Source organism: Paenibacillus sp. Marseille-Q4541 (genome assembly GCF_018310695.1).
GTDB lineage: Bacteria > Bacillota > Bacilli > Paenibacillales > Paenibacillaceae > Paenibacillus.
Genome location: NZ_JAGXCY010000006.1, coordinates 140,054 through 153,221, shown reverse-complemented (window position 1 = coordinate 153,221; position 13,168 = coordinate 140,054). Strand labels below are relative to the sequence as shown.

Below are 13,168 nucleotides of genomic sequence, written 5' to 3'. Positions count from 1 at the left end.
TTTAGTTTCTTGCATCCAATTCAGTACACAATTTCAAATTACATATGTGCTTCAGCAGAGGTGAAATCTCCATCCTTAATCGTACCGGAATTCATTCTATTTTGTTTGCGATCCAAACGATGTGATACTGCCGTGATCACAAGGGCGATCACTGTGAATCCCACAGCAACCCATGGTAACGTTGTTAGCCCCCCAATATCGATCATCGCCCCCCCTACAAAAGATCCGATCGCAATTCCTAGATTATTCGCAACAGGCATCAATGAAGTAGCAAAATCCTTGGCCCTTGGAACGTATCTAAAAGCAAGATCAATCAAATACAGCTGAGTTGAAGCATTTAGTATATAGGACATTAAAGCAATCAAGATAAGACTAATTAAGCCGATTACCGGCACGGTGGCCGTTATCCCAAACAAGACCATGATTACCGCTTGAAGGATAAAAACAATTCTAAGTTTGCCGACGTAGTCACCGGAAGCAATTCTGCCCCCTATCAAATTACTTACAATAGTCACAAGGCCGTATGCAAACAAGACCGTACTGAACAAGCTACTCGGCAGCTGCATGACCTTTCCCATGATGGGCGTAATGTAGGTAAATACCGTAAAGACTGCTGCAGTTCCCATCGCAGGAATAAAAAAGGCAAGTAAAATGCGGTAGTTCGCAAGCAGAATAAATTGTTCTTTCGCCGATACATTCACCACAGGTATTCCTCTAGGAATATAGATCCAGTTCATGATTAGTGCTCCCGCTCCTAGAATAGAAACAAGAATAAACGTGGCTGGCCAGTCAAAATGTTGGCCTACAAAGGTACCGATAGGAACTCCAAACACATTGGCAATCGTAAACCCGCCGAGAATATAGGAGATGGCGCGTCCACGTCTCGCTTTTTCCACATAATCACTTGCCACGGATATAGCCAGCGATAAAGAAAGTCCGCACAATATGGCAGTAACTACCCTTGTTCCCATAAGGAACGCAAAAGACGTAGAGAGCGCACTTAACATATTTAACAGGATGATTAGCGTAATTCCCATTAATATGAGAAACCGTTTTGGCAAATGACCCAAAACACTCAGCACCAGTGGAGTTCCGATGGCATAAGCCAGTGCAAAACCGGAGATCAAAATTCCGGCTGCCGCAAGAGTTACTCCAAAATCTCCTGCAATTTCACTTAAAAGACCCACGATGACATATTCCGTCGTCCCCAGAATAAACGCCATAAATGTAAACGAAAAGATTAATCCTTTTTCCTTTGGATACGGCATGATGTTCTCCTTTATTTATCTAATCTGTTATTTATACAGCTTACGGCTGTGACTCGGGTTATACAATCAAACATGTTGCTGGCTTTTGTGACGTTGTTATATATCTTGCTATTTCTTTCCTGAGGATCATCACCCTATGTAGAAAATGGAACACTTGACAGTTGTTCATCTCCATGGTGAACTTTTAACTAGACGTAAAGGATTTATGTACGGAAGGAAGGAATGATATGCCTGAAATCAATGCCTGGGTAGCTGATTCTGCTTCAGTCAAATTAGTCGATCAACTGCTCTACACAGGACATGTAAACAACAACCCAGACTGGCAGTTTCCTAGCCATAAACATGATGATTTATATGAAATTTTGGTTATTAAAGAAGGGGAAGGCCAGTTTATGATTGGCGATACGGCATATTTTGCAGCCCAGGGGGATGTTCTTATTTATAATAAGGGAGTACTTCATGCCGAAAAATCTTCCAAAGACAAACCAATATATATATGTTATTGCGGCTTCTCCTCCACCAGAGAATCCATTATTCCAGCAGGCAGAGAACCCGTCATTCGTGCCAATACATACTCTACTGAATTAATTACGCTTATGGAGCTCTTATTTGAGGAGTCTTCCATCCAGGACGAAGGACATGAGCAAATTTGCGGACACCTGCTTCAGTCCATACTTCTACTCGTCTCACGTATGCTCGGCAAGCAGAGTCTTGCTTCCGATATTAGTAGGCATCAGATCGCAATCCACATTAAGGAATTTATTGATATGAATTATACTCAGTCGCTGAATCTCAAAAAAATGGCAGAACATTTTAATATCAGTCCATATTATTTAGCTCATATATTCAAAAATAGTTACTCGACCTCCCCAATCCATTACATGATTCAGCGGCGAATGGGTGAGGCAACCCGGCTCCTCGTACAAACGGAGATGAAAGTGTGGGAAATTGCAAAGTTAACCGGATATGAAAATCCGAATTACTTTTCGATTTTGTTCACCAAAATGGTAGGCATGTCTCCCAGACAGTATCGGGAAAATCACAAAAAAAATCTGTCCTACCCCGAGGGAAGCGAATTTCTGCGGAGTCCATAGATACGAAAAAAAGACACCGGAGTCATCCAGTGTCCATCATTAGACCGCCCGGGAGCTGCAAATCTCACGAAAATTACACTCACCACACACTCTTCGTGACGGCATAGGTGTAAAAAAGGAGATGTCTTTCGGACGGTTATAATAATCATCTGCGAGACAAGTCTTCATCTCTTCGATATATCTCAAAGTGGATGCAGACACCTCGTCAATTTCTTGCTGCGTGGCCTGATAGGTTTCGCTATTCCCGGTGAGCAAATATTCGACTCTCATCTCGATGTGTTCATAAGGAACATTGTAATGCTCGTGTACATAGAGCGCATAGAGATAAAGCTGGTCTGTAAAATCATTTTCCTTGCCCGTCTTCCAGTCCACAATGACAATATGTCCTTTTTCATTCCGATATAGCACGTCCATTTTCACGTAAACTCTTGTATCGTGCAAGATCATATGATCCCACTTCTCGATCTCCATAATATGGGCGGCGCCACTCTCTACTTCCTTCCACGTTCTCGTTTGGTAGAGCTTGTCGACCACCGTTTCCATACGGGATTTAATGGAGGAGATCCGTTCTGAGAGCTTGTCATCTTCCTCATAATAGATCTCAGATAACATCGTTTGATATTTAGGACTGAGGTGCCAGCCTTTCACATCCTGCGACTCCCTATACGCCTGATTCAGCAGTTCTCTCATCTTCTGGTGCAAAAAAGTAGAATCCGGTGCTTTTCGATCTCTTTCCCAGCTGCGAATCACCGACTCACACATTTGGTGTGCTAGGTTACCAAATACGAGATAGAGATTGCTAAGTTGCTTCAAACGATAGGTTTGCACTTGATCCGGATCTGCTGTTTCCAGCTTCCAACCGTTATGAGAGCCATAGTAATGGTAATAATATTTACGAAGACATTCATCAAATATGCCTGCTCTGGAACCTGAGTATGACCATGGAGGGTACGTTGTCATCATATGTATCTGCTGCCTTTCTTTGCAATCAGTCATCGCTTTGTTGTATTGTATTCTATCATAGATTACGAATATAACTCTATTGGCGGCCTATTCCTGTTTATATGTACCAGACAAGACAGGGCTCTAAAAATAAAGGGGTTGTCACACATGAATATTTATAATAATCACAGGATGGAATTACCCGATTTACAGCAAATTGATACTCTCTTGGATCAGATCGAAATCCATGGCAGCAGCGATAACGAACTGGTCAAAATCACAGGAGAGGTTCCGGGCGTCAACTGTATCGGCATGGGAACGGATGCTGCTGTATTTACGATAGATCAATTGCCTGAATTTGCATTTAAAATATATTCTCCCGAAGCAGTGGATAAGAAAAAAACAGAAAAAGCAGTCTATGATCGGCTCGCAGGTTCTCCTTTTTTTGCAACCTGTTATGGAGAAGGAAATCGCTACATCGTGCTCAGTATGGAGAAAGGACCTACGCTCGAAGATTGTCTTATGGAGGGAATCCCCGTTCCTGAGCAGGTCATCCTTGATGTGAAGGAAGCGCGCGATTATGCAGAAAGTGTTGGCCTTAATCCGCGTGACATTCACCTTAAAAATGTACTGAACCAGAATGGACGAGGCAAGGTCCTCGATGTGTCAGAGTATGTTAAGGAAGGCGATGATCAGCGGTGGGATCATCTCGTCTGGGCTTACTACCACGTGTACCCTCGCTTCCGTGATGTTAAGGTACCACAGTGGGTCATTGAGACCGTTAAAAAGTGGTATCAGCGCCGTAATAAAGCTTCTATGAATCTTGAAGATTTCTCATCTCGCGTGATTCGTTTATACGATAAGCTATCTCGTAACAAAAAGTAATCTATGTTCAAAACTCCCTTGCTGACAGCGAGGGAGTTTTTTACATTCCTACTTATTCGTTTAGCCTAAGCTCTAAATAGAGCACGTCCTATTTTAGAAACCAAAGTTTAACGTTTTGCCTGTCTCAGCAAGTGTTTTGATATTACTTAGTATCATCCACCAGTGTGTTTTTGTACTCTCGTAAGATGGATGATTGTCCGCCCACTGATCATTAATTAGCGTTAATTTCGTACATTCCCCCACCGGTTCAAAAAGATACGTCATCCGTGAAGTTAACTCGGTATGATTCTCTTTATATGAAGGGCCTGGATGCTCAATGCAGCTGAACCTCACGCCGGGTTCATACGACAGTACTTCTCCGTATACATGAACAGTGTTCTCCCCTGCTTCTCCCGGTCCTACATACTCAAACGGTTCTCCGACAGTGAAAGAGGATTCGAGCGTACAGCCATAGAATATCTTTTGTGTATTCTCAGGTTTAAATAGCGTATCCCATACTTGTTCCGGACTTGCTCCGATATAAAATTCGTATTGTAATGCTTCCACTATATATCGCTCCCTTATTTATGATTTGTAGTGGAGAACAGCATCCGATGTTCTCTACTCAACTTCTTGAAGTTGTAATTCCATCATAGGCTCTCGGTCTGTAAAAAGTATCGTAAAAACGCGACGTCCGCTGGAGGCGACCTCATGTCACAATCAATAAATAAACCAAGTCTCGGCTTGCTTCATCGTGAGCAAGGTGAACAATTTTTCACATTGGAACGTTATCAGCCCTGTGAGGAATTACGTCCGTTCGTCAAACATTATTGGATTGTGGAATGGAATTTGCCTTCTGGAGAGACGTTCTCCCAGAACGTCATTCCTAATCCATGTGTGAATCTGATCATCGATCAGGGACGTACGTTCTTTTTCGGTCCTTCCGCGAGAAAATATAGTCATCAGCTAACGGAGCAAGGATGCGTATTCGGGATCAAATTCAAGCCTGCTGGCTTTTATTCCTGGTATAACAAGCCCATTAGCGAATTAGCAGACACCCCTCTCCGAGCTGAGTCTCTTCTGCCGCAGACGAATGAGGAACTTGAGATACTTTTTCTAGACAGACAGGTTTCTCATAATGAACTGGTGCAGCGAATGGATCGCATTCTACTCCCCTTACTGCCACGAGTCGATGAGAGCGCACTTGAAGTGGAGCGGATCACTACCTATATACAGGTTCATCATGAAATTACCAAAGTGGATGAAGTCTGTGCCTATTTTCAAATAAACAAACGAAAACTCCAGCGCCTGTTCCAGCAATATGTGGGTCTCAGTCCCAAGACCGTCATTCGGCTCTACCGACTTCAAAATGCAGCTGAATTACTGGATCAAGGAAACTCCATTCATTTGCTACAGTTAAGTATGGATCTTGGATATCACGACCAGTCCCATTTTATTAAAGACTTTAAATCCGTCATCGGTACGACGCCGGAAGCATATGCACGCAGTGAACAAAAGAGGACCACCCCGTCTTAATCCGGTGTGACCCTCTTTGTCTATCGAAAACTTACATTACAGTACCCGTAATACTTGTTCCTCTTTTTTGGATTTTGTAAGACAAAACTTCTCCGCTCCAGAAATGGAATGTAAGAATCACTTCGCCATCGCTCACTTCATTAAAGAAATTAGGTTTGAGCGTAATTTTCCCATTGTCATAAGAAGGACTAAATGTGTATTCGAATTCTTTAAAGGAAGTCCAGTTCTGCGGACCTGCGTTTCCACCATTCACATAAACAGCTTCCATGGTAGCAAGTAGATCTCCGTTGAAGGTAGTAGGAATAGCGAAATCGCTCGTAGTTCCTACTGCATCTTGTAGCTGAGGTTTACTATTCGAGATCACACGGAATTTCCAGTCTGCTCCCTTGTTGAACTCCGCTGTAATTATCGCATTAACTCCATACTCCCCTGAAGAAGTCAGCTCCGTCAAACGGCCAGCTTTAATAGTAAGACGCTCACCAGCAAGTGTATAATCTTTTCCTTTCACCAGTTTCTTCCCATTAACACTCAGTTTTGTTAACCGGTTACCGTTTAAGTTCAGCTGGATATGTCTGTCCTTTTCAGCAGCACCCTTTTCCACGAAAATCAGATCTGAAGCAGCTGTGGCAGAACGTGTTTTCCAACCTGCTTTTATTGTGTTAAAAAGATCCTGATCAGACCATTTGTACTCCGTTCTGCTGAAATGCTGCCCGTTATCCCACAGCATATGTGTGATGTTTTTTTGTTTCAACACATTCATAAGATATTCAAAAAACTTTAATTTTTCACCTTGTTCGATTACGTTTGTACTTTGGTCAAAACCAAGCAACCCATATTCACCTAAAATAACTGGTATGCCTTTGGCAATGAATGTATTGTATACGTTATTAAAAGTTTGGTCGATATCGTTCTTAGTATCGTTCTCAAATTGTGTGTATCCAGCTATGTTTACACTAAACGGCCAAAAACCATAGTAATGAACCGTTGCGATGATGTTCTTGTCGTCGAGTTTCGTAATGGTGCTATAAAGTGCATCCATACGATCTTGAGATGGAGATGCTTCCAGTGTAGACAGTACGAGCGGACGCGCCTCATTTCCCCCTCCAGATTCGCGAATAATCTTATGGAAAGAAAGATTTAATTCTTCGAGCATCTGTAACTGCTTCTCTTCATCCGTTGTTCCTCCGTCGGTAAAGCGAGGCTCGTTCACACTTTCAAACATCAATTTGTTCGAATGATTTTTGAAACGGTCTGCCACTTGCTTCCATACCGCGTTGTATTTGACCAGTACCTGATCATGATTTTTCTCCATTTGACTGATCCAGACCCAGGAATCATGGTGTATATTAATCATCACGTACAGTCCTGCATCAAGAGCCCACTGCGTCACTTCCTGAACACGGTTCAAGTAAGCTGCCTCAATCGTATAGGTTGGCGCTGGCCCGATATGAGCATCCCAGGTAACCGGAATTCGAATACTTTTATATCCTTGTGCTGCAATTTTCTGAATGAGTTCTTTTGTAATACGCGGATTGCCCCAAGCGGTCTCGTCCGCACCTACTGCATCAAGAGAATTCCCTAGATTCCATCCTGGCTGCATATCACTTACATAGGACTGAATATTCGTTGCCGTAGCCGCTGCTGCTTCAGCCGGGGTAGCTTTGAAGGCAGATGAAAACAGGGACAAAACGAGTGCAAAAACGAGAGAAAACATGAGCGTAGATTTCCATTTTCGATTCAACCTTATACATCTCCTTTATATAAAACAAATTTTGGAAGCGCTTCCTAAAGAAGATATCATAATCATGATTTATCTACTACCATGCTAATTTATGGTAAATTCATATGTAAATTAGTGATACATATTGGAATCGCTATAATTCAATACAAAAAAGCCTCATACCACAGCAAAGTACTAGCTGTAGTATGAGGGCTTGAACATTTTTATGAAACAAAAACGATGATCTAGTGATCGAGGAACACCAGCTGGATAAAGAACAATACAGCAAAGATATAGAAAATCGGATGCACGTCTTTCCCTTTACCACGGAACAGCTTAAGTAAAGGATAGAAAATAAATCCTACGCCAATCCCGGTAGCGATGCTGTGGGACAGCGGTGTAAGGATAATGATGAGGAACGCAGGGAAAGCCTCCTCCATATCCGTCCAGTTGATTTTGCTAATCACATTAATCATGAAGTATCCAACAATGATCAATGCTGGGGCTGTAATCGCCGGTATGCCGGATAACACTCCAATAATCGGTGAGAAGAACAAGGTCAGTGCAAGCAGTACACTTACGACAACGGCTGTAAGACCTGTTCGTCCTCCAGCTGCTACCCCTGTACTTGATTCAATATAAGCTGAAGTTGGGCTTGTACCGAGCAGAGCTCCTGAAGTGGTACCTACTGCATCTGCAAGAAGTGCACCTCTCGAACGAGGGAACTTGCCGTCTTTAATCAGACCTGCCTTTTCTGCAACGCCAAGCATGGTGCCTGTTGTATCAAACAAGGTAATGAGCAGGAACGTAAAAATAACGGTGTAGAGCCCGCTTGAGAAAACACCTGCGATGTCTAACTGAAATGCCGTAGTTGCCATCCCTTGCGGCATGGAAATAATGGATTCTGGCATGTGAAGCAGACCCATAAACCACGCAATGATGGCGGTAACGACCATCCCAATAAACAAGTACCCTCTTACGTTGTAAGACATTAGAACGACCGTGATGAGCAGTCCAATGATCGTAAGCAGTGTCATCGGCTCTGCCAAATCACCAATGGTGATAAGATTGGATTCGGATGCAACGATAATTCCTGCATTTTGAAGTCCAACCGTAGTAATGAACAGCCCGATCCCTGCCGTAATAGCGTGTTTCAAGCTGGATGGGATCGCATCAAGCAGCATGTACCTGAACGAAGTAAGCGACAGAATTACGAACAAGATACCGGCAATAAATACGGCACCGAGTGCAACTTGCCAAGATACCCCGTAACCTGCAACAACACTATATGCGAAGAAAGCATTAAGCCCCATACCCGGTGCAATGACAATCGGATAATTGGCGCCAAGTCCCATAATAAGTGTACCAATAATACTTGCGAGCACCGTCGCAATGAATACGCCGTTAAAATCCATTCCCGTACTGCTGAGCATTCCGGGATTTACGATTACGATGTAAACCATCGTAAAGAAAGTAGTGAGACCTGCTATAATCTCCGTCGAAACGGTCGTGCCTCGCTCTTTTAATTTGAACCAGTTTTCCATCTGAAGCTATGCCTCCATGAATTGTATTAGTCTTCGCGTCAAACCAAAAAAAATCCTACATCTTATATAGGATGGGAAAATATACGCTCCTATATTCGTAAGTAGGATGGAATACGAATGACTGAAGTGTAAAGCAGTAAATCAATCCTGTCCAAATAACAGTTCTTGTAGGAAGGACAGTACCAAGGATATTAAATATAACAAAGGATGTCAACCATTTCTCAAAAAATTCACGGTGATTTCCGAACTTTAACAAGAACATCGCTTCCATTATTCGCTTTTGATGGTTCCTCGGATAACAGAAGGCGGTACTTGTTTGTACTTTTTAAACGTCCGGCTAAAATACGAAATATCATTATAGCCAGAGGCAAGAGCTACTTCAGATATGGTCATTTCCGTATTGCGGAGCAAATACTCGGACTTGTTAATTCGAAATTGATTGATATATTCGGTCACCGTCTTGTTCGTAAGTTCACTGAATAAACGGCTAAAATGAAAACGCGATAATCCGGCCATCTGGGCCAGCTGCTCCACCGATAATTCTTCCAGATAATGTTCCTCAATATATTTAAAAATCGGCGCAAAACGCGTCAAATTTTTGGTGCGGCTGTTGTATACCGAGCTCGGCATATACTCAGCAATATGTCTGCGGAACAGCAAAGTTAGCATCCGGTACATACTTGATTTAATGGCAAGCTCATAACCAAGTTCTTTATTACGAAACTCTTGGCGAATGAGTTCAAATGCGATCCGGAGTTCACTGTCATCAGGGATATGATTTTTGAACATGACATTATTCTGGGTCATCGGTGTTATAAATTTGGTCTCCACTGCATCAGGGGATGGACTTTGCAATAACGACAGGTCTGTAATCAGCGCATTATATAGTACATGTCCTGATACATTAATTCCGTGGTGCAGATCGTTACTGTTCAGGACGACGAGGTCCCCTTCTTTGACAAGCGTTTTCTCGGAATTGCAATCAATGATCGCTTCTCCCTGTACAAAATATAAAATTTCCATATGTTCATGAAAATGTGGATGAAATAAAATCTGTCCCTTTTCGGTCGACTCACAATAATGAAGCTTCAGAGGAAATTGAGGATCAGGCATATCCATCGGTTCCCGCAAAGCGGCGTTTCTAAGCACAACCATCCCTCCATTTACCGCACATTTGTTCAAATAATCAGCATCGCTCTACATGGCTTTCCCCGAAAGGTCTAACTACAATAAAGGTAGTTCTAGATTGAAAGAAACGAAAGGTTATTTTTCTCGTTCTTCTCATCTAGTATATCCTATTCCAGGAAATGAAGGGAGCACGAATTTACATATGACAACGCTTAAAATTGGTGTGATTGGCGCCGGAAGTATTTCACAATATCATTTAACTCCTTACAAAAATAACCCGAATGCTACGCTTCATGCCGTATGCGACATGAATCTCGAACGCGCACAGCAAACGGCTGAAAAATATGAAGCACCACATGCATACAGCGATTACAATGAACTACTTGCGAATGAAGAAATCGATGCTGTCAGTATCTGTACTTGGAATGATACGCATGCTGAGATCGCCATTGCAGCCCTGAAAGCTGGCAAACATGTTCTCGTTGAGAAACCCCTTTGCCGTACAGTAGAAGAAGCTTACAAAATCCAAAAAGCTGTAGAAGAATCCGGCAAGATTTTGCAAGTCGGTTTTGTTCGCCGCTATGATCCGAATGCACAAATGCTTCGTTCCTTTATTGACGATGGTGAATTTGGTGAACTCTACTATGCCAAAGCTTCCTACATTCGCAGACTCGGTAACCCAGGTGGCTGGTTCTCTGATTCCAGACGTTCCGGCGGCGGCCCGCTGATCGATATTGGCGTTCACGTTATCGACCTTTGCTGGTACATGATGGGTAGACCAAAAGTAAAATCCGTTACGGGTAACACGTACCGCAAACTCGGAGATCGTTCCAACATCAAAAATCTTTCTTCCTATAAAGCAGCGGATTACAATCCGGAAACACAAGATAATGATGTAGAAGATTTGGCGAATGCCCTCATTCGTTTTGAGAACGGCGCTACAATGATGGTTGACGTCAGCTTCACCCTTCACGCTAAAGAAAACGAAGGAACCGTTAAACTGTACGGAGAAAAAGGCGGATTCGAAATTGATCCGGAAGTTGTCATCGTTACCGAGAAAAATGACACGATCATCAACATCAGCCCACAAACGGACAGCAAAGGATTCCAATTTGAAAAAGCATTCCAAGCGGAAATCGATCATTTTGTGGAATGTATTCAGACAGGTAAACAACCGATCAGCCCGGTTGAAGACGGCGTAGAAGTAATGAAAATCCTTCGTGGTATCTATGAATCTGCTAGCACTGGAAAGGAAGTATACCTATGAAACTTGGACTTAGCACCTACAGCTTGTATCAAGCGCTTAGCAAAGGAAAAATGACCGTTGCCGATGTCATCGATTTTACAGCCGATCATGGCGGTGAGCATGTAGAGATTGTTCCGCTTGGTTTTAACTTGACAGAACAACCGGAACTAATTGATCTCATCGTATCCAAAGCAGCGGAGCGCGGACTTGAAATTTCTAACTACGCGATCGGGGCCAACTTCCTTGTAGACAGCGACGAGTTGTACGAGCAGGAAATTGCACGTGTGAAAAAAGAAGTGGATATCGCAAACAAGCTCGGCGTTAAGCTAATGCGTCATGATGTAGCTTCTACTCCTGATGTATCTATTGCTAATTTCAATGCCAATCTGGAACGTCTTGCAGCCGCTTGCCGCGAAATTGCTGAGTATGCTGCCCAGTACGGGATTACAACGAGCGTAGAGAATCATGGATATTTCATTCAACAAAGTGACCGGGTGCAAGCCTTAGTTCACGCGGTAAACATGCCGAATTTCAAAACAACACTGGATGTAGGTAACTTCCTATGTGCAGATGAGCAACCGCTCGCTGCTGTGAAGAACAACCTTCCTTATGCATCCATTGTGCATATTAAAGACTTCTATGTTCGTCCTGCCGGACAACATCCAGGTGATGGGTTTTTCGGAACGACTGCGGGTAACTATCTGCGCGGTGCCGTAGCCGGTCAAGGTGACATCCCTATGCGCGATGTGATCAAATTAATTAAATCTTCGGGTTATGACGGGTACCTGAGCCTTGAGTTTGAAGGTGTCGAGGACTGTGAGTTTGGGGCTCGTGTTGGTCTTGCTAACGTGAAGAGATTCTGGGACGAAGCTTAAGATTAAATAGTAAGCACAATGAATAAGGAGGCATTACCATGTCTTTTACTAATAAAATCGGAGTCATTTCCGACAGTTTTCAAGTTGGCCTAAGAGAAGGTCTCAAAAAGTCCAAAGAAGTCGGAGCAGAAGGTGTACAAATCTATGCAGTTTCAGGCGAAATGGCGCCTGAGAACCTCTCTTCCGCTGCTCGTAAAGAGCTGAAAAGTTATATTGCAGATCTAGGTCTTGAAATTTCTGCCCTTTGTGGTGATCTTGGCGGTCATGGATTCCAGGATGCAGCAGCGAACGCTCAGAAAGTTGAGCAGTCCAAACGAATTCTCGATCTAGCTGTAGAACTAGGAACAGATGTAGTGACAACGCATATCGGTATTGTTCCAGATGATGTGAACAGTCCCATCTATGCCGCTATGCAATCCGCATGTGAGGAACTTGGTGTATATGCTAAGAGCATGAATGCCTACTTCGCGATTGAGACCGGACCTGAGCGCTCTGCTCATCTCAAAAGCTTCCTCGATACGCTCAGCACAAACGGGGTATCCGTTAACTTTGACCCGGCAAACATGGTCATGGTAACAGGTGACGACCCAGTTGAAGGTGTAAAACTTCTGAAAGATTATATCGTTCACACACATGTGAAAGACGGTAGACAAACAAGACCGATTGATCCGAAAGAAGTATATGGATACCTTGGTTATGAAGGTATGACACATGAAAAAATAGCCGAAATGGCTTCTTCCGGTGCTGCATTCTTGGAAGTTCCACTGGGCGAAGGCCAAGTTGATTTTGATGCGTACTTTGCTGCGCTGCAAGAGATTGGCTACAAAGGCTACCTGACGATTGAACGTGAAGTTGGTGCTACACCGGAAGATGATATCCGGAAGGCCGTTCAGTTTATTAAAAAGTATCGCGGGTACTAGGATGCGTGGGTGACAGGGTATTGAGGGCTGG

12 protein-coding genes are annotated in these 13,168 nt (G+C 43.2%); 6 read left to right on the top strand and 6 right to left on the bottom strand.

Translation table 11 applies throughout. From position 1 onward, the window contains the following. Positions 1-38: 38 nt before the first annotated feature. Complete coding sequence (locus KFT32_RS09780; RefSeq protein ID WP_211746995.1) at positions 39-1,268, bottom strand: MFS transporter; 1,230 nt, start codon at positions 1,266-1,268, stop codon at positions 39-41. 227 nt (positions 1,269-1,495) lie between these two features. Here KFT32_RS09780 and KFT32_RS09775 point away from each other — a divergent pair, with 227 nt between their 5' ends. Next, positions 1,496-2,362 carry a helix-turn-helix domain-containing protein gene (locus KFT32_RS09775; protein ID WP_211746994.1) on the top strand — a complete coding sequence of 289 codons (867 nt, stop codon included), beginning with the start codon at positions 1,496-1,498 and terminating at the stop codon, positions 2,360-2,362. A 39-nt stretch (positions 2,363-2,401) separates the two neighbouring features. Here KFT32_RS09775 and KFT32_RS09770 read toward each other — a convergent pair whose 3' ends face one another. Further along, positions 2,402-3,325, bottom strand: a complete 924-nt coding sequence (locus KFT32_RS09770; protein ID WP_249435781.1) for a PD-(D/E)XK nuclease family protein — start codon at positions 3,323-3,325, stop codon at positions 2,402-2,404. A gap of 147 nt (positions 3,326-3,472) precedes the next feature. Between KFT32_RS09770 and KFT32_RS09765 the strand changes: the two genes are divergently transcribed. Continuing rightward, complete coding sequence (locus KFT32_RS09765; protein ID WP_249435780.1) at positions 3,473-4,189, top strand: serine/threonine protein kinase; 717 nt, start codon at positions 3,473-3,475, stop codon at positions 4,187-4,189. A gap of 93 nt (positions 4,190-4,282) precedes the next feature. Here the strand turns inward: KFT32_RS09765 and KFT32_RS09760 are convergent, their stop codons facing one another. Further along, positions 4,283-4,735 carry an SRPBCC family protein gene (locus KFT32_RS09760; RefSeq protein ID WP_211746993.1) on the bottom strand — a complete coding sequence of 151 codons (453 nt, stop codon included), beginning with the start codon at positions 4,733-4,735 and terminating at the stop codon, positions 4,283-4,285. Between the two features lie 144 nt (positions 4,736-4,879). Here KFT32_RS09760 and KFT32_RS09755 point away from each other — a divergent pair, with 144 nt between their 5' ends. Next, on the top strand, positions 4,880-5,704 hold the full coding sequence (locus KFT32_RS09755) for a helix-turn-helix domain-containing protein (protein ID WP_211746992.1): 825 nt from the start codon (positions 4,880-4,882) through the stop codon (positions 5,702-5,704). A 31-nt stretch (positions 5,705-5,735) separates the two neighbouring features. Here the strand turns inward: KFT32_RS09755 and KFT32_RS09750 are convergent, their stop codons facing one another. From KFT32_RS09750 to KFT32_RS09740, 3 genes are all read right to left on the bottom strand, one after another. Next, a complete protein-coding gene (locus KFT32_RS09750; RefSeq protein ID WP_211747079.1) occupies positions 5,736-7,418 on the bottom strand; it encodes a cellulase family glycosylhydrolase in 1,683 nt (560 codons plus the stop codon). 251 nt (positions 7,419-7,669) lie between these two features. After that, positions 7,670-8,968, bottom strand: coding sequence for an NCS2 family permease (locus KFT32_RS09745; RefSeq protein WP_211746991.1), 1,299 nt, complete (start codon positions 8,966-8,968; stop codon positions 7,670-7,672). Positions 8,969-9,238: 270 nt separating this feature from the next. After that, a complete protein-coding gene (locus KFT32_RS09740; RefSeq protein WP_349304888.1) occupies positions 9,239-10,117 on the bottom strand; it encodes a helix-turn-helix domain-containing protein in 879 nt (292 codons plus the stop codon). 181 nt (positions 10,118-10,298) lie between these two features. On the opposite strand from KFT32_RS09740, the gene KFT32_RS09735 reads away from it, so the two are divergent. The 3 genes from KFT32_RS09735 to KFT32_RS09725 are packed head-to-tail and all read left to right on the top strand — an operon-like array spanning position 10,299 to position 13,137. After that, positions 10,299-11,363: a Gfo/Idh/MocA family protein gene (locus KFT32_RS09735; protein WP_211747077.1), complete on the top strand. Its 1,065-nt coding sequence runs from the start codon at positions 10,299-10,301 to the stop codon at positions 11,361-11,363. Continuing rightward, on the top strand, positions 11,360-12,217 hold the full coding sequence (locus KFT32_RS09730; RefSeq protein ID WP_211746990.1) for a sugar phosphate isomerase/epimerase family protein: 858 nt from the start codon (positions 11,360-11,362) through the stop codon (positions 12,215-12,217). The genes KFT32_RS09735 and KFT32_RS09730 overlap by 4 nt, the downstream gene beginning before the upstream one ends. Positions 12,218-12,255: 38 nt before the next feature. Next, positions 12,256-13,137 carry a sugar phosphate isomerase/epimerase family protein gene (locus KFT32_RS09725; protein ID WP_211746989.1) on the top strand — a complete coding sequence of 294 codons (882 nt, stop codon included), beginning with the start codon at positions 12,256-12,258 and terminating at the stop codon, positions 13,135-13,137. Positions 13,138-13,168: the final 31 nt, after the last annotated feature.